The 23,802-nt window shown below is 31.0% G+C and carries 19 protein-coding genes; 6 read left to right on the top strand and 13 right to left on the bottom strand.

The window, feature by feature from the left end; genetic code table 11:
* Nucleotides 1–652: 652 nt before the first annotated feature.
* Both Q0935_RS10850 and Q0935_RS10845 read right to left on the bottom strand, forming a co-directional pair.
* Nucleotides 653–1,576: an alpha/beta hydrolase gene (locus Q0935_RS10850; protein ID WP_299385793.1), complete on the bottom strand. Its 924-nt coding sequence runs from the start codon at nt 1,574–1,576 to the stop codon at nt 653–655.
* Nucleotides 1,577–1,968: 392 nt separating this feature from the next.
* A complete protein-coding gene (locus tag Q0935_RS10845; RefSeq protein WP_299252012.1) occupies nt 1,969–2,562 on the bottom strand; it encodes an alpha-ketoglutarate-dependent dioxygenase AlkB in 594 nt (197 codons plus the stop codon).
* Nucleotides 2,563–2,658: 96 nt separating this feature from the next.
* On the opposite strand from Q0935_RS10845, the gene Q0935_RS10840 reads away from it, so the two are divergent.
* Nucleotides 2,659–3,324 (top strand): M15 family metallopeptidase, encoded by a 666-nt coding sequence (locus Q0935_RS10840; protein WP_299385790.1) that lies wholly within the window; start codon nt 2,659–2,661, stop codon nt 3,322–3,324.
* Between the two features lie 78 nt (nt 3,325–3,402).
* Here Q0935_RS10840 and Q0935_RS10835 read toward each other — a convergent pair whose 3' ends face one another.
* From Q0935_RS10835 to Q0935_RS10815, 5 genes are all read right to left on the bottom strand, one after another.
* Nucleotides 3,403–3,807, bottom strand: a complete 405-nt coding sequence (locus tag Q0935_RS10835; RefSeq protein WP_299252018.1) for a response regulator — start codon at nt 3,805–3,807, stop codon at nt 3,403–3,405.
* Between the two features lie 2 nt (nt 3,808–3,809).
* A complete protein-coding gene (locus Q0935_RS10830; protein WP_299385788.1) occupies nt 3,810–5,675 on the bottom strand; it encodes a sensor histidine kinase in 1,866 nt (621 codons plus the stop codon).
* 399 nt (nt 5,676–6,074) lie between these two features.
* The gene (locus Q0935_RS10825; RefSeq protein ID WP_299385786.1) at nt 6,075–6,581 is read right to left on the bottom strand and encodes a DUF421 domain-containing protein; all 507 of its coding nucleotides are present in this window, start codon (nt 6,579–6,581) and stop codon (nt 6,075–6,077) included.
* A gap of 363 nt (nt 6,582–6,944) precedes the next feature.
* Complete coding sequence (locus tag Q0935_RS10820) at nt 6,945–7,667, bottom strand: hypothetical protein (RefSeq protein ID WP_299385784.1); 723 nt, start codon at nt 7,665–7,667, stop codon at nt 6,945–6,947.
* A 285-nt stretch (nt 7,668–7,952) separates the two neighbouring features.
* Complete coding sequence (locus tag Q0935_RS10815; RefSeq protein ID WP_299385781.1) at nt 7,953–9,185, bottom strand: M48 family metallopeptidase; 1,233 nt, start codon at nt 9,183–9,185, stop codon at nt 7,953–7,955.
* A gap of 85 nt (nt 9,186–9,270) precedes the next feature.
* Between Q0935_RS10815 and Q0935_RS10810 the strand changes: the two genes are divergently transcribed.
* Nucleotides 9,271–10,653: a choice-of-anchor L domain-containing protein gene (locus Q0935_RS10810; protein ID WP_299385778.1), complete on the top strand. Its 1,383-nt coding sequence runs from the start codon at nt 9,271–9,273 to the stop codon at nt 10,651–10,653.
* Nucleotides 10,654–10,711: 58 nt separating this feature from the next.
* On the opposite strand, the gene Q0935_RS10805 is transcribed toward Q0935_RS10810, so the two are convergent.
* Nucleotides 10,712–11,512 carry an RNA methyltransferase gene (locus tag Q0935_RS10805; protein ID WP_299385774.1) on the bottom strand — a complete coding sequence of 267 codons (801 nt, stop codon included), beginning with the start codon at nt 11,510–11,512 and terminating at the stop codon, nt 10,712–10,714.
* Nucleotides 11,513–11,657: 145 nt separating this feature from the next.
* Here Q0935_RS10805 and Q0935_RS10800 point away from each other — a divergent pair, with 145 nt between their 5' ends.
* From Q0935_RS10800 to Q0935_RS10790, 3 genes are all read left to right on the top strand, one after another.
* Nucleotides 11,658–13,427, top strand: a complete 1,770-nt coding sequence (locus Q0935_RS10800; protein ID WP_299385772.1) for a T9SS type A sorting domain-containing protein — start codon at nt 11,658–11,660, stop codon at nt 13,425–13,427.
* Between the two features lie 100 nt (nt 13,428–13,527).
* Complete coding sequence (locus tag Q0935_RS10795; protein ID WP_299385769.1) at nt 13,528–14,337, top strand: DUF6503 family protein; 810 nt, start codon at nt 13,528–13,530, stop codon at nt 14,335–14,337.
* A gap of 118 nt (nt 14,338–14,455) precedes the next feature.
* Entirely contained in the window at nt 14,456–15,247 is a 792-nt protein-coding gene (locus Q0935_RS10790) for a DUF6503 family protein (RefSeq protein ID WP_299385767.1), read from the top strand.
* Nucleotides 15,248–15,311: 64 nt separating this feature from the next.
* Here Q0935_RS10790 and Q0935_RS10785 read toward each other — a convergent pair whose 3' ends face one another.
* The 4 genes from Q0935_RS10785 to Q0935_RS10770 form a co-directional block, all read right to left on the bottom strand.
* Nucleotides 15,312–15,671 (bottom strand): hypothetical protein, encoded by a 360-nt coding sequence (locus Q0935_RS10785; protein ID WP_299252059.1) that lies wholly within the window; start codon nt 15,669–15,671, stop codon nt 15,312–15,314.
* Between the two features lie 5 nt (nt 15,672–15,676).
* Complete coding sequence (locus Q0935_RS10780) at nt 15,677–16,975, bottom strand: amidohydrolase family protein (protein ID WP_299385764.1); 1,299 nt, start codon at nt 16,973–16,975, stop codon at nt 15,677–15,679.
* An 89-nt stretch (nt 16,976–17,064) separates the two neighbouring features.
* Complete coding sequence (locus tag Q0935_RS10775) at nt 17,065–20,058, bottom strand: amidohydrolase family protein (RefSeq protein WP_299385761.1); 2,994 nt, start codon at nt 20,056–20,058, stop codon at nt 17,065–17,067.
* 69 nt (nt 20,059–20,127) lie between these two features.
* Nucleotides 20,128–21,195: a DUF3810 domain-containing protein gene (locus Q0935_RS10770; protein ID WP_299385759.1), complete on the bottom strand. Its 1,068-nt coding sequence runs from the start codon at nt 21,193–21,195 to the stop codon at nt 20,128–20,130.
* Nucleotides 21,196–21,291: 96 nt separating this feature from the next.
* Here Q0935_RS10770 and Q0935_RS10765 point away from each other — a divergent pair, with 96 nt between their 5' ends.
* Nucleotides 21,292–22,752 (top strand): aminoacyl-histidine dipeptidase, encoded by a 1,461-nt coding sequence (locus Q0935_RS10765; protein WP_299385758.1) that lies wholly within the window; start codon nt 21,292–21,294, stop codon nt 22,750–22,752.
* 205 nt (nt 22,753–22,957) lie between these two features.
* Here the strand turns inward: Q0935_RS10765 and Q0935_RS10760 are convergent, their stop codons facing one another.
* Nucleotides 22,958–23,440, bottom strand: coding sequence for a hypothetical protein (locus Q0935_RS10760; RefSeq protein WP_299385757.1), 483 nt, complete (start codon nt 23,438–23,440; stop codon nt 22,958–22,960).
* Between the last annotated feature and the right edge of the window lie 362 nt (nt 23,441–23,802).

The raw sequence follows: 23,802 nt of genomic DNA, 5'->3' as shown, positions 1-23,802 counted from the left end.
ATTACCATATTTTTGGTTGGTTAGTATGAAACAGCGTCTTATGTAAATAAGGCGCTTTTTCTATTCTACTAAGTTTCTATTTAATATGCATTAATAGATAAAGTAAGTTGTGTTGTCAGTTTAGCTTTTAAATGTGAAAAGTTTCATAAAATTAGAACTCTTTAATACTACAAAATAGAATTGGCACGTTAATTGAAATACAAATAGTAATTACCGTAGCGACAATTTTAGAGTGTGGTTACTTTAAAAGAAGAGTGGTAATTACCATATTTTTGGTTGGTTAGTATGAAAAAGCGTCTTAGTTAATAAGACGCTTTTTCTATTCTACTAAGTTTCGAATTAATATGCATTAATAGATAAAGTAAGTTGCGTTGTCAGTTTAGCTTTTAAATGTGAAAAGTTTCATAAAATTAGAACTCTTTAATACTACAAAATAGAATTGGCACGTTAATTGAAATACAAATAGTAATTACTGCAACGACAATTTTAGAGTGTGGTTACTTTAAAAGAAGAGTGGTAATTACCATATTTTTGGTTGGTTAGTATGAAAAAGCGTCTTAGTTAATAAGGCGCTTTTTCTATTGGTATAAGTTTAAACAAAAAAAGACCCACATAGTTGTGAGTCTTTTTTTATTTTAAATAAATAATTCTGTTATTTTATAAATGCAATAATAGCTTCAATTAATTCTGGAGATAACGCTCTTGCAGATTCGTTGTAAGACTTAGAGTTTTCTAAAGTCCCACCTTCAATAGGTACTAGAATGTGATTCATTTTATCAATAATCTTTATTTCAGCATTTGGTACTGCATCTTTTAAAAGTTTGGCTTCAGCTTCAGATACCTGCAAATCTTTTGTGCCATTTATTATTAGTATTGGCATGTTTAATTTTTTTATTTCTACTTGTGGGTTATATTGTATCCAATTAGAAATAAAAGGTTGTACATCTAAGTTAAACATAGAGGCTAGAGCAGGAGGAAAGTCTGTAGTCGTTTTTCCTTCTTCTAAAACCTTAATTACACGCTTAGTATCTTCTAGGTAAATAGGTGCTGTTTTTTCTACTTGATCAATAATAACTTTACCTATAGACTGGCCAGCTCCAGCAAGCGATATAAAACCGTCAGCATTATCTTTTGCTGCTAGCATACCAACTAAACTACCTTGGCTATGTCCTGCAATGTATATTTTGTTATACTTTTTTGAGTCTTTAAAAAAAGTAACAACAGATTTTGCATCTACTACAAAATCATCAAACATCATGTTTTTATCTATATTCCCTTTTCTTATTTGTTTTACAATACGTTTATCGTAACGAAAGGTTGCAATGTTTTTGTTAGATAGGCCTTGTGCTAGTTTTTTAAGAGAGTTTCCTTTTAAAAAATTCTGATTTCCATCGCGATCTGTAGGTCCAGAACCAGCTATAATAATAACTAGATTTGGTTTTTCGATAGCATTAGGAATAAGTAGCGTACCGTCAATTAATTTGTTAACAGCAATTTCTTGAGCGGTATAGTTGTTTTCTTGAGCGAAAGAAAAACTACCTAAAAACATTAAAACAATTAGAAACTTTATTTTCATGATATATTTATTTTAAATATTACTGTATTACAATATGAATGCTATTTGTAACACTTACAACGCAAATTTACAGTTTAATATTGAACAGAAAATAGTTTTTTATTCTATTTGAGGAGTGCTTTTTAACGACTTTATTGTCTATTTCGTCGTTAAATGTTAAAATTTATGGTATTTCATCGAATAATGATGCTTTTAAACGTCCAAAACAAAATAACTACCCTACATTTGCAGTGTACTAAGAGACATACTTTTTAGTCAATGGATTAATTAATTAATATTTGCATCGCTTTTTTTTGATATAGTAACCCTAAATCTAACCAAAGATATATCGCAAATACAGAAAACCAAAGTTGAGGGACTTTGGTTTTTTTGTGTTTAATACTTTCGTTAATCTAAATTATAACTCTAAAAGTTAAATTTATTCTAGGCTTTATTTCTTTTTTTGTTTTTGCAATTTGATGCTGCCAATAATGCTGCGTAGTACCTTGCATTAATAGTAAGCTGCCATTTTCTAATAGCAATTTTTGTTTTAAGTTTTTGTTTTTTTGATGCTTTAAATTAAAATAACGTGCAGCACCAAAAGTAACAGAAGCTATTATAGGATTTTCACCTAATTCCTTTTCATTATCTGCATGCCAACCATTACTGTCGTTTCCGTCTCTATATAAATTTGCAAGGCAAGTGGTAAATTTAGCATTGGTTTTAGATTCAATTTTTAATTTTATTTTTAATAAAACGTCCGAGAATTTTTCGGGATACATTGTAATATTAGAATAGCGATATGGTTTGTTGTTATTAGCAAAAAGAGCTGTTAATCTTGGTTGTGGATGTGTTTTACCAAAAACGGTAATAGCATCTTGTTGCCAATTGGTTTCATTTAGAATAGAATTATAAAACGCATGCGATTCAATTTTAGAAAAGAAATTAGGGTAGTAGCTAATATCTGCATCTGGTAAATTGAGTTTTATTTCTTCTGAAGGAAACATAAATATTAATTAATTTGAAGCTTTTACTAAACGTAAAACAGTAAAATACTATTGATAAATTATTATTTATCTAAATTAGCGTATAAATTCTGTACTATGAGATTTACCTTTTCCTTTTTACTAACATTATATACAATGGTGTCTTTTGCACAATTACCAGAAGGTTTTGTGTACGCTAAAATAGAAATACCTTCTATTCAAGTAGATTTACAATATTGTGGAGATAATAACTTTGTTGGTGAAACAATAGATGGCTATAATGCCAATGTGGCAATAATGACCAAACAAACAGCTGCTGCCTTAAAAAAGGTACAAACAGAATTGGTAAAGCAAAATCTGGGCATTAAAATATACGATGCTTACAGGCCACAACGTGCAGTAAATCATTTTGTACGTTGGGCAAAAGTGGTTAACGATACATTAATGAAACAACAGTTTTATCCTCAGGTAAATAAAAGAAACTTGTTTAAAGCAGGTTATATTGCTTCTAAATCTAGACACAGTAGTGGCAGTACTTTAGATATTACTATTGTAGATTTAAAAACAGGAGAAGCGCTAGATATGGGATCGCCTTACGATTTTTTTGGCAGCGAATCTTGGGTGGAAAACAAGAACCTGACTAAAGAGCAGTCTAAAAACAGACAAAAACTACAAACAGTTATGCTTACTAATGGTTTTAGAAATTACCCTAAAGAATGGTGGCATTTTACTTTACGTGGTGAACCTTATAGAAATGAGTATTTTGATTTTGTAGTGGAGTAGTCGATTAATTTTAAAAAAAAACAAGGCTTAATACAATAATTGTATTAAGCCTTATTTTTTTTATCTCTACATCTTTTCTTATGCAGATAACTTCTCTATAATAGATTTTATTTTACCCGGTTTAATAGGTTTAATAATATAATCTGAAACATCACTTATTCTATTGGCTCTATCAATATCTGTTTGATCCACCGAAGAAGAAACCATATATATAGTTATTTTTTTATCTAATTTGGGTTTAATTTGAATGTACTCTTCCATAAATTGAAAACCATCCATTATTGGCATGTTTATATCTAATAATATAACATCAGGAAGTTCTTCGTCATTATTAAGATTTTTAATCATAAAATCTAAAGCCTCTTCACCATCAGAGAAAGCAATTATTTTTTTTGCTAAATTTAGAGACTCAATTGTTTTTTTTATGGTAAACTGATAGATATCATCATCATCTACAATACAAAAGTTGAAATTTCTATTCATTCTTATTTGTTAAAATTAATTTTGAAAGAAGAGCCTGTGTTGACTTTGCTTTCTACAGTTATACTACCTCCTAAGGATTCAATTTGTACTTTAGTCATAAATAAACCAACGCCTTTAGCGTCTGGATGTCTATGAAACACTTTGTTTAAGCCAAACATTTTGTGGCCATGACGTTTTAAATTTATGCCAAGACCATTATCTTTAAACACAATTTTTTGCACACCATCTTCTATTACAGACTGAATAAAAATCTCGGGAGCTCTATCTTCAGATTTATATTTTATAGCATTACTTAACAAGTTAAGAAAAATACTTTCTAAATAAAACTTATTATACTCAATATTTGGACTTTTTGAGAAATCGCTAGTAATTTTAGCGTCTGTTTTTAAAATTTGTCCAGATAATATTTCTTTTGTCTTAATTAAAATATCATCAAACGTAATAGTTTCCATGTTTTCAATACCTTCATTTTTAGATTTTAAAGCTTTAATTAAGGTGTTTAAAGTTTCGGTAAGATGGTTTATTACAGTTTCGAATTTTTCAAATAAAATAACTTTTTCATCTTCAGTTTCTGCTATATTATAAAAATCTAATAATGAATTTAAGTTACTTACAGGTGCACGTAAATTGTGAGATGTTATTTGTGCAAAATCTGCTAATTGTGTATTCTGTATCGTGAGCTTATTAGCTAAAACTTCTAAACTATTTTTAGCTTCCAATATCTTCTTTTCTGCCTTTTTTTGAATTGTAATGTCTCTTATAGCAGCAGAAAATAATAAACCTTCTTCTGTTTTAAGCGGACTTAAACTTATTTGTATTGGTATTTCTTTTCCGTCTTTATTAATACCATAAAGATCTGTACCTTCTTCACCCATTTTTCGGGTTTTAGGCATGCCAAAAAAGTTTTCGCGATACAACGAGTGCATATTACTATATCTTTCTGGTATAAGTAACTCTACAGGTTTGTTAATTAGTTCTTGAGATTGATAGCCAAATAGTTTTTCTGCTTGTTTATTAACCAATTGTATTTTTCCATGATCGTTTACAATTACCATAGCATCTGGCGCCGATTCTAGTAAGCCTTTAAATTTAATTTCGGCCATTCTTTGTTGGGTAACATCTTGACAGGTACCAATAATTTCAATTACATTTCCTGCCTTGTCTGTAAGTACTTCGCCTAATAGTTGTATTGTTTTTGTTTTACCGCTAGTCGATTTTATACGATGTAATAAATCGTAAAAAACTTTATCTTTTATAGATTTATCAAAAGAAGCACTTACAGTAGCTTTATCTTCTGGGTGTACAAAACTAAAGTAGGTTTCAAAACGTAAAGTTTGGTTGGTATCGACTTCAAAAATGTTAAAAAGGTTGCTAGACCATTTTACACTATTTGTAATAGTATCCCACTGCCAATGTCCCATCATGCTTATTTTTTCGGCAGCATTTAATACTTGGTTTTTACGCAATAGTTCGTTTTCTATATTTTTTTGATCTGTTATGTTTTTTAGCATTCTTAAAAAACCAGTATTTTCTCCATGCTCATTTTTTAAGGGCGTAAGTGTAGAGTGGCCTATAAACCTGGAACCGTCTTTTTTAATGATTGTCCATTCGCGAGAATCGTAACCATTATGCTTTGCTAATAATTTATAAGGATCGGAATCTAGGTTTTCTTTATATCTAGTAGCAATATCTTTTCTAAAATTATTAAACTCATCTTCTATTAGAAAAAAAGGCGCTTTTTCTAAACCAATGACCTCTTTTGAAGAGTAACCTAATAAAATTTCGGCTGCATCATTAAATTGATATACTATACCATCTTTATTTGTAGCAATTATGGCAGTAATTTCAGAATTAGTATCTACTTTCATTAGTGGTTAGTTGCTTAAATGTCTATTAATAGATATCAAATCTATGTACTTAACAAATTAGGAATGTTATGCTAAGTTAATTTTTTTTATTTAATTAAGTTTAGCCTCTTTTGTATAGCACTTATTCTTTTTAATTAAAACTTTAATTGAAGATAGTGGTTGTTTTTATATTGATAAGTAGATTTTATCAAGTAATCAATGTTTTTATTTTGAGGAATATTTTCGAAAAAGGTTCGTTTATGTGTTGGTATAAGATTTGTTGAGAGGACTTTCGCAATTAGGCAAGAAGCAAGCAATAAATTATATTCGGTGTTATGTGTAGGGCTTTACCGTAATAATGTTAAGTCCATTTAACTATTTATTTTCTTGTTCGATAGAGCGAATTTTTTTTTGACAGAATTATTTGCTTTCTACATCTCTCAAAATTATATCTTCCACTTCATTAATCTCAGAACTATGTAATACAGAAATATCGCCAGTACTTTCAAAAACTACTGCTTGAACCTCTGATAGCTTATGTACGTTAGCTTCTCTTAATTTAGCCATCAAGTCGCTCACTCCAATGTTACATCTTTTCAAATTATCATAAAGGATTTCACCATTTTTCATTAGGAACTGTGGTTTGTTGGTAAATAGCTTATTAAATAAATCATTTTTTCTGACCAAAAAAGAGAATAATGTTTGAAATCCTATTACACAAAAAAGAGCTAAAATACCTTTTAAGATTCCTTGATCTTTATTTATTACAATTGAGGCTAATATTGAACCTACCGCAATAGTTGATGCAAAATCAAAACTTGACATTTTTGCAAATGTTCTTAACCCAAATATTCTGGTTATAACCATAATGGCGGAAAAAATTCCGAGTACTGAAATAACTACTAAAATGGCAGTTTCTAGATTCATAATTTTTATATTAAGTTTAAGTAAAGTTATGTATTTGATTTTTTTTTACCTTACACACAATGTCTAGTTGATGTAAAAGCGTTTCAATGTTTTATATCATAAGTAAACGAAGCTCGACTATTTTTTTAGGAAAGTCAAGTTAGTGTTATTTCTTTAAATTACGAAAACTGTTTAACAATGTATGATGAATTCTGATTTTTGGAGTAGTATTTTGAAAAGGTTCGTTTACGTTGTTGTGTATGATTAGTTGCGTGTTTTAAGCACTAAAGTTAGTAAATAAAACACAGATAGAAAGTCCGCGAGGACTTTCGTAAATTGGCTAAAACCAAGCAATTAATTATACACGGTGTTGGCAACTGGCTTTTATTTATTTTTCCAACTTTTAAAATATTCTTTCAATTCCTTAAACTTTTTCGGGTTTTTAATTAATTCGTGTATCCATATTGGTTCCAGATAATCTCCAGTCGATTCTTCTCCGTTATTGTCGTTTAAATATATTTTTCGAGCTTGTTCAATTTTTTCTAACCATTTTGAATTTGGGTTTTTGAGAATCTCGAATGATATAATGTTATTCATTGCTATTTTCTTCGTGTTAGAATCTGTTTTGTTATAGTTTATGTGATAAGTTCTTTGAAGTTCCTTAAATAAAGGAATTGAATCGAACATTTTATATTGATGAATTAATTCCGTTTTCTTAATTAAGTGTTTTCCATTAGAGTCGTTAATAACCTTTTTAGAATCTTTTGAAGAATAAACATCATTTCCCCAAGTATGAGCTATAAAATAAATTTCCTTTGCATCTGGACTAAAATTTCCAATGTTATATTTCGTTTTTCCATTCTTTTTTAAACTATGTAATTCAAAGTCAAATAATGTTGTCCAATTATAATGTTCATCTTGATAGAGATAAAAACCATTAGAATGCATTCCATCATAACTTCCATTTATTAAAGTTACAAAACCTTCGTGTGTTTCACCATTTTCAGTTGTTATTTTACAAACTGCTTGAATAGATGGATCTCCAACATCTACATAATTTGTAAATGCCATTAAAAATATGGATATAATTATTGTTAATTTTTTCATTTTTCAGCGTGTTATTTTGCGCTTGTTGCCAATGTCTCGTTGATATAAAAGCGTTTCAATGTTTTATATCATACGTAAACGAAGTTCGACTATTTTTCTTAGAAAGTCAAGTTAATGCTATTTCTTCAAATTATGAAAACGCTCTAATAACGTAGGATGAATTCTGATTTTTGGAGTAGTATTTTGAAAAGGTTCGTTTATGTCTCGTTGATAAAAAAACATCTCAATGTTTTATATCATAAGTAAACGAAGTTCGACTATTTTTTTTACAAATTAAAATCAATTTTACTTCTTCAAATTGCTAAAACGCTCTAACAAGGTAGGATGAGAATAATGCATAAAAACATAAGCAGGATGCGGCGTTAAATTACTCAAACTATTTTTAGATAACTTTTTAAGCGACGTAATTAAAGGTTCGGCTTTATATGTATTTTTTGCATAATCATCGGCCTGGTATTCAAATTTACGGGAGAACCAATTCATAATTAAACCAGTAATTGTAGAGATTGGAGAATATAAAATACCAAAAGCAATTAAGCCAATATGGAAACTAGGTTTTGATACTCCTAAAGCTTCAGATAATAATGGATTAGAAATTAAAAGTGATAAAATATATAAAGTAAAACCAGTTAATAATAAAGAGGCTACAAGATTAAAAATAATGTGTTTCTTTTTATAATGGCCAACTTCGTGAGCTAGTACTGCTACTATTTCTTCTTCTTCAAGATCGTTAATTAAAGTATCGTAAAGTGTTACACGTTTTTCGCTTCCAAAACCAGAAAAATAGGCATTTGCTTTGGTGCTTCTTTTAGAACCATCGATAACATAAATTTTATCTAAATTAAAACCTACAGTTTTTGCGTAGTTAGAAATAGCATCTCTTAAACTTCCAGATTCTAATGGTGTTTGCTTATTAAATAAAGGTACAATTAGTCTAGAATAAAAGAGATTCATAAATAGAGTAAATACCGCAATTAATGCCCAAGCATAAATCCAGAATGTGTTTCCTGTAGTTTGGTAAAACCATGTTAGTAAAGCTAATATTGCACCGCCAACAATAACCATCATTAACCAACCTTTTATTTTATCTGCTATAAAAAGTTTTTTTGTGGTTTTATTAAATCCAAATTTTTCTTCAATAACAAAAGTTTTGTAATAAGAAAAAGGTGTCGTTAGTATATCGCTGCCTAACATAATAATGCCAAAGAATATAAGTGTAATTACTATTTCGTTACTAGTAATACTTCTTGCTAATGCGTCTATAAAAGCAAAGCCATCTAAAAAGAAAAAAGCTAAGGTTATTACCAAAGAAAAAGCAGCGGTTAGTAAGGAAAACTTATAATTTGTTTTCTTATAATTTTGAGATTTTTGATATTCTTCTTTATCGTAAACATCGTTTAAAACTTCGGGAATAGTATCGTTATAATGTTTAGCATTTAAGGCGTCTAATAGCTGGTCGATACAAAAACTGATAAGTAAAATTGCAATAAGAATATAGAATAAAGTCGTTGAGGTCATTTAATAAAATTAGATGTTAGTTTTTAAATCTTGGCAAAGGTAATCAATAAGATTTTTTATATATTTATGTTCTAAACCACACAATATGAGAAAACTACTACTTTTAGCAATCTTAATTGCATTTAATTACTCTTTTGCACAAATTACAATAAACGAAAGTTATACAACACAACAGCTTATTGAAGATGAGTTAATAGGAAACCCTAATTTTCCAGCTTCTAATTTTATTTCAAGTTCTGGATTAGATTTTGGGAGTGTTAATGGACTTGCTGCTTTTAATTCTAATGGTACCGATTTAGATTTTACCGAAGGTATTGTATTAAGTACAGGAAATGTTTTGTCTATTCCAGGCCCAAATACTACTATTATGAGCTATGGTAGTTCGTCATGGCCAGGAGATACTGATTTAGAATTTTATACTGCTGTATCGAGTACAAATAATGCATCTTTTATTCAATTCGATTTTGAAGCGCAAGTACCAACAGTGAGTTTAGATTTTATACTAGCTTCTGAAGAATATGGTTTATTTGAATGTAATTTCCCGGACACTTTTGCTTTTATCTTAACAAATATTGTTACCGGAACATCGCAAAATATTGCATTAGTTCCTGGTACTAGCGATCCTATTTCTATATTAAACGTTCGCGGTGGCGGAAGCGACTCTTGTGCACCAACAAACCAAGTATATTTTAATAGATATAATTACGATGCATCTGCCGCTACAGCAAATCCAGATTATATTTTACCTCAAGATTCTCCAATAAATTTTAACGGACAAACAAACGTTTTTATGCTTTTGGGAGATTTAGTGATTGGAGATATTTATTCTATAAAAATTGTTATTGCAGATGCAGCAGATACCACTTACGATAGTGCTTTATTTGTTAGAAAAAGCTCTTTTGGAGCTATGCCACTTATGGAACAAGAACCAGGCGATGTAGTAATTGATGATACAGATAATAACGGAACATCTGTTTTTAATTTACGTGTTAATGAAGCACAAATGTTGGGAGCAGTAGATACCACAATTTATAATTTCGATTTTAAATACTATTTAACTTTAGCTGATGCTGAAACCGAAACTAATGAGATTACTAATCCAGAGGCGTATACAAATACAATGGATCCAGAGACTATTTATGTAAACATGAGAAATAGTTTTACAGGTAATTTTATAACTAATAACTTTAAAATAGCAACAGATCCGGCATTATTAAGTGTGGATAATTTTGAGTTGAAAGAAGTGAAGGTTTATCCTAATCCTGTAAAAGATATTTTATTTATTGAAGCAGGAGATAGTAGTATTTTAAAAGTAGAAATCTATAACATGCAAGGCCAATTAATAACGTCTAAAGCAAAAGAAGAAAGTAATAATTTAGAAATAAATTTCCAGAATTATAATGATGGAATTTATTTAATTAAATTAATTTCTAACGAAGGCATTAGCTATAAAAGAATAATTAAATAGATTTTTAAGTCTTTAAAAAAAATAGCTTTTAGTGTTCTAAAAGCTATTTTTTTTGCTCCTATTTAAAATCGCGTTGTCTTTTGGCTTCAAAAACTAGAATACCTGCTGCTACAGATACATTCATAGAATCTATTGCGCCTTGCATAGGAATACTTATATTCTGTTTTGCAGCTTTACGCCAAGCATCACTTAATCCCGTAGCTTCTGTGCCAACAACAATTGCAGTTGGTTGCGTGTAATCTTGTTTATGGTAGTCTTGGGATTCTTGTAAAATAGCAGAGTAAATATTAATATTTTTAGCTTTAAGAAAAGCAATTATATCTTGGGTAGAGCCAGTTGCAATTTGGTTGGTAAAAACACAACCAACGCTAGAGCGTATAATATTTGGGTTATATAAATCTGTTTTTGGGTTTGCTATAATTACAGCATCTACATTAGCTGCATCTGCGGTACGTAAAATAGCACCAATGTTTCCTGGTTTTTCGGGAGCTTCAGCAATTAAAATTAACGGATTATCATTTTTAAAATTTAAAGCTTCAATAGTATTCTGTTTGCTTTCTGCAATAGCAATAATACCTTCGGTAGTTTCTCTATATGCTATTTTTTGGTACACTTCTTTGCTTATTTCAATAAGCTCTGTAGTATCTAAATTAAGCGTTTTAAGGTTGTCAATAGTAAATAATTCAGCATAAAACAAAACAGTTTTTAATGTATAGTTTCCTTTTGTTGCTAATTCAATTTCACGAGCACCTTCTATTAAAAATAATCCTGTTTTTTTGCGTTCGCGAGATTTCTCTTTTAATAAAACAATTTGTTTTACTAATGCATTTTGGGTGCTATTTATCTGTTTAATATTCATTTTAATTAAGGAAAATCTTATATTTATACTTAAAGCAAATTTAAGCTAAATCTACTGTTCTTAAAATATTTATAATAGGAGTTTGTAGCTTATAGGTGTTTTATAAGTAATTACATCAAATCAATCAAAACCAACCAACACTACCATGAAACAAAAATTACTTTTTTCGCTATTATTTATTATTACTAACTTTTGTGCTTTTGCACAAGTAGCAAATGCACCAACGCCTTTAGAAATTTGCGATGACAACATTGCTGATGGCATTGCAGTATTCGATTTAACGATTAAAAATGCTGAGGTTTTAGGAGGTCAGAATTCTAATGATTTCTCAGTAATGTATTACGGAAATCAAATGGATGCAGATGCAAACATGAATCCTTTAGCAAGTCCATTTACAAATACATCAAACCCACAAACGGTTTATGTAAGAGTAGAGGAGTTAAGTACGGGTGCTTTTGATACTACAACTTTAGATCTAGTTGTTAACCAAAGCCCAATTGTATTTACACCAGCACCACTAGAATATTGTGATGATGATAACGATGGATTTGGAACGTTTACATTAACTGATGCCGATATTGAAATTACTGGAGGAGCACCTGGTTATACCGTTACTTATTACGAAACAATGGCAGATGCGACCAATAATGTAAATATGTTATCAAACACATATAGTAATGTTGTAGCGAACACTCAAACTATTTTTGCAAGAGCAGAGAACAACACAACTGGCTGTTTTGCATTGGTAGATTTTGATATAATTGTTAACTCTCTACCATTACTAATTCAACCTTCAATATTAAACCAATGCGATGTGAATAATACAGGTGATCAGATAGAAGATTTTGTATTAGAATATGCTAATGCAGAAATATTAAATGGCCAAACAGATATTACTTTAACCTACTTTAGTACACAAATAGGAGCGGAGATGAACGATGGTACAGTCGAAATTGTTAGTCCGTATTACAATACAGCTAACCCACAAATTGTTTACGTGAGAGCAGAAGATAACGTTTCAGGTTGTATAAGTTCAGTTGCTTTGCAATTAACTGTAAGCGTATTACCTACAGTGACAATAGATAGCGAATACAGTTTTTGTGCAGGAGAATCGGTTATTATAGATTCTGGTTTCGATACTTCAACAGGTAATTATTATTTTGATTGGTATCAGAATGGTATAATTATGACAGGAGAAACTGGACCAACACTTAATGTAGTTATGGCAGATGTTTATGGTTTATATGTGGGTGATAATAATACCGGATGCTATTCAGATTACGCTTCGTTTATAGTTACAGAAGTTAGTTGTGTTGATAGTGATTCAGACGGTGTAACAGATACAGATGAAGACATAAACGGAAACGGGAATTTAGACGATGATGATACAGATATGGATACCATTCCTAATTATTTAGACGATGACGATGATGGTGATAATGTACCTACAATAGATGAAATTGCCATAGTTTCTGGTAAAACAACACAACATACTTTCGTGGATACAGATAATGATTTAATCGAAAATTATTTAGACGATGATGACGATGGCGATGGTGTTTTAACAATTAACGAAGACTACAATGCCAATGGAGATCCAACAGATGATGATACTAATGCAAGTGGAATAGCAGATTATTTAGAATTTAATGTCGCTTTAAGCACCACAGAATTTAATACTATAGATTTTGCTTTTTACCCAAATCCTGCAACAAGTATTTTAAATATTAAATTAAATAACGCTTTACGCGGAAATGCCACTGTTAAAGTAATAGACATTCAAGGAAAAATGGTGATAAGTACAACTATAAACCAAACATTACAGCTTGATGTAAAAAGCCTAAAGTCAGGACTATATTTTGTGAAACTGAAATACGAAAATACTCAAACCGTAAAAAAGCTAATAATAGAATAATAGTTATAAAATTAAGTTAAAAAGCTTCAGTTAACGCTGAAGCTTTTTTTGTAAGCGTTAAATTTACGTTTCGTAAAAACCAAAAATATAAACACAACAAATGAAAAATCAATTATTCCTTTTTGCATTACTAATTATAGTTTCGGCATGTAAGCAAGAAAAAGAAATGGTATTAGAAAAAGAAGCCATTATGGAATCTGCGAAAGCAAAAGTAGAAACACCTGCTTTTCCAGAAAATCTTACTAAAGTTTTTAATGCACATGGTGGAATAGATGCTTGGAAATCTATGAAATCACTTTCTTTTACTCAAGAAAAAGAATCTGGTAAAGAAGTAACTTTAACAAATTTAGATTCAAGAGAAGCTTTAATCGATAGTCCAAATTCAACAATTGGTTTCGATGGCGAAACACCTTGGTTTGTTAATAAAACCGATGGTGATTATAAAGGATACAATCCTAAGTTTGGTTACAACTTAATGTTTTATTTCTATGCTATGCCTTTTGTACTAGCAGACGATGGTATTAATTATGCAGATGCAGAACCGCTTGTAATAGATGGTGTAACGTATCCAGGAATACAAGTAACTTATAACGCAGGAGTTGGTGAAACACCAGAAGATCGTTACGTTATGTACTACAATCCAGAAACGTATGTAATGGAGTGGTTAGGTTATACCGTTTCTTTTGTAGAAGGTATAGATAAAAAAGAATTACATTTTAGAAAATACGGCGATTGGCAAGAAGTAAATGGTTTAAAATTACCAAATTCGATAACAGGTTATGGTTTTAAAAACGATAAGCCTACAGATAAAGCTAAAACACCAAATGTATTTACAGATGTTAAGTTGTCTACAACAGCAGCAGACTCTAAATTATTTGCAAAGCCAGAAGCTGGAACTTTTGTAGAGTAAATAGCTGTCTAAATAAACTTAAAAAAAGCTTCAGTGAATTACTGAAGCTTTTTTTGTAATGATAAGTTTCGGGTTACGACAAAATAATCTTAAACAATAAAAACTAACAAAATATTTTATGAAGAATTACTTAATATTAGCAGTTGTAGCTATCCTATTTGCATCTTGTAAGCAAGAAACAAAACCAGTTGAGAATGTAGATTACGCTGAAGAAACATTAGATGTTACAACTTCTGTATATCCAGAAAATGTGTCTAAAGTATTTAATGCACACGGTAGTGTAGAAGCTTGGAATAGCTTTAAAACATTAGAGTTTACAATGAAAAAGCCTACTGGTGATGAAAAAACAACAGTAGACTTGCATAACAGACGTTCTTTAATAGAAACTGATGCTTTTAAGTTAGGTTTCGATGGTACTGAGGCTTGGGTAATGGATAAAGGAGATAATAAATACGAAGGAAAACCTGAGTTTTACTACAACTTAATGTTTTATTTCTATGGTATGCCTTTTGTTTTTGCAGATAATGGTATTTCTTACTCAGAAGTAGAGCCTTTAGTTTATAACGATAAAGAGTATCCAGGAATAAAAATTAGTTTCGATGCTGGTGTTGGACAATCGTCAGACGATGAATACATTTTATTTTACGATGCTGATACAAACAAAATGGCTTGGTTAGGTTACACAGTTACTTATTTCTCTAAAGAGAAAGCGACTAGTTTTAACTTTGTACGTTATGCAGATTGGCAAATGGTTAATGGTATAGAGTTACCATCTAAATTAGAATGGTATAAAGCTGAAGGTTTCACTATTGGTGAAATGAAAAATGACTTATTGTTTACAGATGTTAAGTTAACAAAAACGGCTCAAGAAGATTCTTTTTACAAGAAACCAGCAGTTGCTGTTGAGTAATTAGAATATAAAGGAATAAAAAAAGCGAGCCGTTTGGCTCGCTTTTTTTGTTTGTACTATTTTGTTATTCATTATATAATGCTGTGTAATGGGTTTCTTTCGGATTGAAAAAATTACCAGAAAACATAACATTATCTAACGCTACATTTAAATTAGACTTAGAGTTAAAATCTGAATACTTATAGATTTTATTAGCATTTCTTGTTAATGCCACTAGATTACGATTATCAATCTTGTCTAACTTTACTAGAGTAGAGGAGGTTGTTTTTATACTTTTTGAAATAGCATCTAAATTTGTTTGCGTAAAATATGAGCCATCTATATTTATAGTAGATAAAAATAGAGGTTGTGTTTTAGTTGGTGCTTCCTTTTCTTGAGAGAAAGCCATAAAATTTAGTAGTAAAAAGAATAATAAAACCTTCATAATATTTAGTTTTTATATTTATTAGAGTAACGTTTGTATAACTCGGTTTGGTGAGATTCTAAACTAATGTCTCTACCTTGAATATACGCTTTTTCTAGCTTATTTGTTCTCATGTCTAAAGCATCGCCTTCACTTATAAAAAGTGTAGCATCTTTTCCAACTTCTAAAGAACCTACTTTAGCAGCAACACCTAAAATTTTTGCAGTATTTAAAGTTATTAAACTTAAAGCTTGTTCTTTATCTAAACCATAAGCAGCACAAGTTCCTGCTAAAAAAGGAAGATTTCTAGCATTCATACGTTCCATATCTCCTGCATTTTCTAAACCTACTAATACACCAGATGTTACTAGCTCGTTTGCTAATTTAAAAGGTAAATCGTAATCATCGTCATCATTTTTTGGCTTGCTGTGTACACGTTGTAATAAAACAGGAACATTGTTTTGTTTTAATAAACTACTTACTTTATTAGCTTCATAACCACCAACAATTACCAAATGCTTTATGTTGTTTTGTTTAGTAAAAGTAATAGCGTCTGTAATCCCTCTTTCTGCATCTACATGTACGTATAGTTTTTTAGAACCGTCAATTAAACCTTGTAACGCCTCGAAAGGTAAATGCTTTGGAGACTTATTACTTGCTTGGTATGCTTTACTTTCTGCGAAGTAAGTACTTAGTTCTTCAACTTGTTTTTTGTAATCTTTGTTTTCTTTTAACATAGAAGGCTCACCTAACCACCAGCGACCACGAGAAAACGGACTTGGCCAATTCATGTGAATACCGTCATCTGCTTTAATAGCTGCATCTTCCCAATTCCAAGCATCAAACTGTACTACAGATGAAGCTCCCGAAATACGTCCGCCACGAGGTGTTATTTGGCCCATTAAAACACCGTTAGGCCTCATAGATTCAACAATTTTAGATTCGGTATTATAAGCGATTAAACTTCTAATGTGCGGATTCATAGCACCAACTTCGTCGGCATCGTCACTAGCACGAACAGCATCAACTTCTACTAATCCTAAAGTAGAGTTTGGTGCTATAAAACCTGGGTAAATATGTTTTCCTTGGGCTTGCATTACTTTACCTTGGCGAGCAATTTTCATGTTTGCGCTACCAACAAAAGTAATTTTCCCATCGTTAAACATAATAAGCGAATTCTCTATCACTTGTCCGTTTCCTAAATGTGCGGTTGCACCTTCAATAGAAATAGCATTTGTTTGTTTAGATGCTGGAGTTTGTTGTGCAATTACCACCGATGAAAGTAATAAAGCAAAAGCCAGTATGTTATATTTTAATTTTTTCATTCTAATTGTATTTTATTATTTCCGCGAAAGCGAAAAACTTTTTTATTAATTTAAAAGTAAGCTACTAGAGTAAAGCTGCCTAGTAATTTCTAAAACTCAGAATCACAGTGAAAATGAGCTTTCTCTTTCTTCTCAATTGGCTTCGTTTTTAAACCTTTGTTTTTAGCTTGAAGCATTAACGATGTTAATTCGTTTTTCTCCTTTTTAATAGCTTCTCTTAATTGCTTATCACGATTAATATCAAAATACGTTATACCTTCAATAATTGTTTTTTCCGCTTTAGCGTAAATAGACATTGGATGATCGCTCCATAAAACAACATCTGCATCTTTACCCACTTTTATACTACCAACACGATTATCGATATGTAGTAATTTTGCAGGATTTAAGGTTACAAACTTCCAAGCATCTTCTTCGCTTACGTTACCATATTTAACAGACTTTGCAGCCTCTTGGTTTAAACGTCTAGACATTTCACCATCATCACTATTAATAGCAACAGTAATACCTGCATTATGCATTATTGCAGCGTTAAATGGTATGGCATCGTTTACTTCGTATTTGTAAGCCCACCAATCGCTAAAGGTAGAACCACCAGCACCGTGTGCTTTCATTTTATCGGCTACTTTATAACCTTCTAAAATGTGTGTAAATGTGTTAATGTTAAAGTCGAATTTCTCTGCAACCTTCATTAACATATTAATTTCACTTTGCACGTACGAGTGACAGCTTATAAAACGCTCTTTGTTTAATATTTCTGCAATCACTTCCATTTCTACATCCTTTCGGTAAGGTTGTCCGCTTTTCTTTTTAGCATCGTATTCTTTTGCACGCTGAAAATAATCGGTATAAACCTGTTCTACACCCATTCTTGTTTGTGGAAAACGAACCGTATTTGTACTTCCCCAATTACTTTGTTTTACGTTTTCACCTAAAGCAAATTTTATAAATTTAGGAGAATCTTTGTAAATTAAGTTATTAGCTGTTTCTCCCCATTTAAGTTTAATAATTGCCGAACGACCACCAATTGGGTTTGCAGAACCATGTAGTACTTGTATAGAAGTTACACCACCAGCAAGATTTCTGTAAATACCAATATCTTCTGGGTTAATAACATCTTCTTGTGTTACTTCTGCAGTAGAGTTATGTCCAGATTCGTTAACCGATGAGGTTGCAATATGCGAATGCTCGTCTATAATTCCAGCTGTTAAATGCTTGCCTTCACCATTTATAATTTGTGCGTTAGAAGCACTTAAATTTTTACCGATTTTAGAAATCTTACCATTTTTAATTAATACATCAGTATTTTTTAAAATACCATCGGATTCATTAGTCCAAACGGTAACATTTTTAAATAATAAAGTTTCTTGTTGTGGTAAACTTTCAAAACCATAAGCCATGTTAGGATAGGTTACAGGAAATAATTTGTTCTCTTTTTTATCCTCTTCATCATCGTCTTCTTTTTTATCCTTTTCGTCTTTTTTATCTTCACCTGTTTTCTCTTCTGCTTTTTTTGCTGTAAAAGACATTTCATTTCCATTCGGGAAAATAGCTTTTCCGTTAAAGGTAGAGGTGTTATCTATATTAGCAACCAAACGGATAAACTCTTGTTTTGTAGTATCTACTGTAGAGAAGGTAAGGTTTAGCCAATCGTCATTAAAACTAATTTTAGAACCTAGTTTTTTGTCGTTAGCTTTTAGTTCTGCTTTTAGCTTTTCTATTTCACCTTTAATAGTTAATTCGTAATCTGTGTTCTCTAAATTGAAAGTATAATCACCACGAATATCTGTATTATCCATTGGCTTTAATTCATTTTTAATACCAGTAACCCAGTTTTGGTAAATTGTAGTTTTCTTTTCGAATACATCTCCAGAAGTCACTAAAAAGTTAGCATAAGCTCCAGCTTTTAATGTTCCTAATGTGCTCGTTTGTCCTAAAACTTGAGCAGGAATTGTAGTTAATGCAGCTAATGCTTTTTCTTTAGATAATCCAGCGTCGATAGCTTTTAAAAGATTAGGCATAAACTCTTTTGCATCTTTTAACTTGTATGTAGAAAGCGCGAAGTTTACATTATTATCTGCTAATATTTTTGGATTGTGTGGTTTCTGGTTCCACTCTCTTAAATCGGCTAAATCGACAGAGTTTCCTAAAAACGGATTCTCCATATCGTAAGCATCTGGGAAATTTAATGGTAAAATAAAGGTTCCGTTAGTTGCTTTAATATCCTTAATGTATTCGTATTCATCGCCACCACCAACAAAAACATACTGAGTGTTAAATTGATCGCCAATATTATCTAAACGCAACGCATTTAATTTACTACCAGCTTCAATAATTTGAACCTGATTTTTGTTTCTGTTAAAAGCTTCTAGAGTTCTGTCTTTTTCTTTTGCAGCTCCAGAGGCATACCATTTGGCATCCATATTTACTTGGCGCAATAATGCAAAAGCACCCATTATTGATGTTGGGTAAGCTTGTTTAGACGTTTTACTTTTACTAGTTCCTAAGTACTGCCCAGATTGTTCTTTTAATATTCTATTAGCATCACTGCCTTCAGAATTTAAAGCAATTAAGGTTCCTGTACCACGAATAATACCATCTTCTATATGTGTGTTTACTACTCCAAAACCAGCTTCCATAAGTTTTTTAGCTTCTTTGTCGTCGTACTTAAACTTATCGATTGCATTTTGGTCGGCTCTAATATGGTCGTTCCAATAATAGCCTTCTCTTGCGGCATCGTATTGTGGTCTTCGCGAATTGCCTTCTGGTCTTTTAGGTTGCTCAACTCCAAAAGTAGAGTAGATGTCTATAAAAGAGGGATAAATACTTTTTCCAGATAAATCTGTAACCACAGCATTTTTAGGAATAGAAATGTTTGCTCCAACAGAAACTATTTTACCATCTTTAATTACTAAAGTTCCATTTTCTATAACCTGCGTAGGCGAGACATGAATTTTAGCATTAGTAATGGCTGTGTAGTTGGAACTTATGGTTTTTACACCATCATTTTTTGGAACGTTTTCTTGTGCAAAAAGATTAATTGTACACGCAAGAAAAGCGAATAGTAGAGTTTTTTTAATCATGAGTTAGTTTGAAAAAATATTAAAGACTAAATATAGTAATTAGATAAGTTTTAAAACTAATGAATATTGTTAAAGTCTTTTGTCTTGAAGATAATTAACAAGCAATGCCACAACATAGCTGTAACTCTTCATGCCTCCTTTTTGGTTGTTGGCTTCCAGAAACGTGCTATAAGTAGAATGGAATAAAGGCTCTATTGGGTTTTTATGGTTGTCCCAAAACTCGCGAACCTCTTGATAGTTTTTTAAAATACCAGGATTAATGGTTGCTGTAAATTTTTGATATTGCTCTGGATCGCGTCTGTAAACCTCATGCAAACAATGGCGTAAACCAAAAGTATAACCAGAGTATTTAAAGTAAATATCTTCGTTGTTTGTAGCTGCCAAAAAGCCAATAAAATTAGCTTCGTTTTCTGCAGCATAACCTAATTGGTGTGCTACTTCGTGAGAAGCGGTTGTTGCAAATTTAAACACAGGAATTAAACTGTTTACTTGAGCTTCGTTACTTAACGGATTTAAATATCCGCTAAAACCCATATACGTTAATGGTAAACTAAGCATAGATTTTTTTATACTCGTTCCGTTGTATTCTAACTGCGGAAATGTTTTTTGTAATGCCGAATAACCTTCGGGTACCTTAGATATAACTTGAGATTTAGAATAAGGGAAATCTACTTTTACAGTATCGTTTTTTGTTATTTTAAGATGAATAGCGTTAGACTTATCGATGAGGTTTTGAGTCACTTTTAGCAGTTCTTCAGTAGTATAATCTGCTTTTAAAGTTAGGTTTTTATGAAGCGGTAATCGGTAATAATTCATTGCCCAAAACAAATGGAAAGCAATGTAGATAATAGATAAAGCCGAAAACACATCTATTAACCAATTTCTAAAATCCTTAAAAACGCGTGTTCTATTTTTAATAAGCCATCTTATACTATAGATAATAGCAAACGCATAAACAATATCGCCAAACGAAAATGGCAACCATCCTAAGGTATAGCGAAATAATTTTGATGTTAATGGGTATAAGCCTTTGCTGTAATAGGTTTCAATAAATTCTGGAAATTTAGCAAGTAGTTTTACTAATAGAATGGCAGGAATTATGGAGAATGCAATTAATATTTTTTTGTTTTTCAGCATAATTCAAAAATAGTTAATTTTCTGTTAGATGGCTTCAGTTTTAACATCACCACAAGTCTTTTTTGTACTTTTGCAATTCATAAAATAAAATAACAGATGAATTCAGAAATAAGAGCTTTAGAACCAAAAGAATTGTGGAACAAATTTGCCGACTTAAATGCAGTGCCAAGACCTTCTAAAAAGGAAGAACGTGTGATTGCTTTTATGAAGGATTTTGGAGCAAAACTAGGTTTCGAAACGATAGAAGACGAAGTTGGAAACGTTATTATTAAAAAGCCAGCGACAAAAGGAATGGAAGATCGCGTAACTATTGTTATGCAATCGCATTTAGATATGGTACACCAAAAAAATGGTGATACTACTTTCGATTTCGATACTCAAGGTATCGAGATGCATGTTGAAGGTGACTGGGTAAAAGCAAAAGGCACAACTTTAGGTGCAGATAATGGACTAGGAGTGGCAACTATTATGGCTATTTTAGAAAGTACAACTATCGCGCATCCTGCAATTGAAGCGTTGTTTACTATAGATGAAGAAACAGGGATGACAGGTGCAATGGGACTAAAAGGAGGCTTGCTTTCTGGAGGTATTCTATTAAACTTAGATACAGAAGAGGACGATGAAATTGGAGTAGGTTGTGCAGGAGGAATAGATGTAACTGCTACAAGAACTTACGAAGAAGAAGAAACACCAGAGTTTAAAATTGGGTACCACATTGTTGTAAAAGGTTTACAAGGCGGACACTCTGGAATGCAAATTCATGAAGGTTTAGGTAATGCAAATAAAATAATGAACCGTTTGTTATTTGATGGTTTCGAAAATTTTGGATTACGTATTTCTGAAATAAATGGTGGAAGTTTACGCAACGCAATACCAAGAGAAAGTAATGCTGTAGTTGCTATAGACGCTATACATGAAGATGCTTTTATTACTGAAATGGATTTATTAGTAAAATCTATTCAAACAGAAATGAAAACAATGGAGCCAGATTTAGAAGTCGTGATTTCTAAAGTGGATACTCCAGAAAAAATAATGGACTTAGGCGTTCAAGAAGGTATTACTCGTGCTTTATATGCTGCTTTAAATGGTGTGTTTAGAATGAGTGCAGATATTCCAGATTTAGTAGAAACATCTAATAACGTTGCAAGAGTAATTATTAAAGATGGTGCTATTAAAGTGGGTTGTTTAACACGTTCTTCGGTAGAGAGTTCTAAAGACGATTTAGCAAATACTTTAAGAGCAACTTTTGAGCTTACAGGTTGTGAGGTTGAGTTGTCTGGAGATTATCCGGGTTGGGCACCAAATATGGAGTCTTCTATATTAAAAGTATTAAGTAGTTTATATGAAAAAATAAACGGAGAGAAAGCACACGTTGCAGCTTGTCACGCAGGATTAGAATGTGGTATTCTTGGTCAAAACTATCCAGAGATGGAAATGATTAGTTTTGGACCAACTATTAAAGGAGCGCATTCTCCAGATGAAAGAGCAAGTATTTCTTCGGCTAAAAAATATTGGAATTTTGTTTTAGAGATCTTAAAAGAGATACCTAAGAAATAATGTATTAGAAGATTCACTTATTGAATTTCTAAATAATACAAAATAGAAAAAGCACAGTTTTAGGACTGTGCTTTTTTTTAGATTCGTTTAGTGGTTTTTTGTATGTAACTAATTTAGCAAAACAAAATGAATGAGAAGGAAATTAATAAGAGATTTCCAAGTAGGCTAGAACAAGCCATTAATTATGTGGGTTGTTGTAAAGCGTTTATAGTTCTGATGATAATATTTTTTCTAATTTGGAAATTCGTTGCTTATTAATCTTAATGAACTTTTTATGGTATTTTGCTTTGTAAAAAAGCTTTATATAATATACGAAACCTGAGAAAACTTTAAGCAATAGAATAAAACATGATCCAAGTACTCCATAGAATAATATACGCCTCTCTATATTATTCAAAATTAAAAGCAAGATAAAAATTGTAAAACCAAAAATTGAATCATAAATTAATTCTTTCGCAGCTTTTTTTAAGAAAACCTCATCTTTTTTTACTATTTTTTCAATATGCTCGTTTTCTACTTTATAAAACTTTATTAAGGAAAGTATATTTCTATTGGATTTCCATTTAGCAACTTTTGAAGAAGTTTCAACTAACCAAAAAAAGATTTTTTTTAATAAATCGTATATTATACTAAGTATAAATGCTAATACTATTACTTCCCAAGTAATATTCTCTTTTAAATAATCCATTATTGATTTTGGTTCATTCTAAAATGACTTAAAATGTTTCTTTGATATTAATCGTTTCAATGTTTTATACAAAAATGTTAAACGAAGTACGACTATTTTTTTTAGAAAGTCAAGTTTTTGGAATAAGCAGTTTGGTGTTCAATAAGCTATTAAAACAAGTTGTTATTCATCGTTAAATTAAGGTTGATGAGATTGTTTTTTAAGGTTACACTTATTTAAATTTAAGTATAAAAATAAAAAAGTACAGTTTTAGAATAGTACTTTTTTGAAGGATCGTTTAACGGTTTGTTGCGTGGTTTAAGAAACTAAATTTAGCAAATAAATTACGAATAGAAAGCCCGCGACGACTTTCGTAAGTAGGC

Origin of the sequence: uncultured Lacinutrix sp. (assembly GCF_947500605.1) — a bacterium.
Classification (GTDB): Bacteria; Bacteroidota; Bacteroidia; order Flavobacteriales; family Flavobacteriaceae; genus Lacinutrix.
The sequence above is the reverse complement of the archived record's forward strand: the minus strand, read 5'-3'. Positions and strand labels throughout refer to the sequence as shown.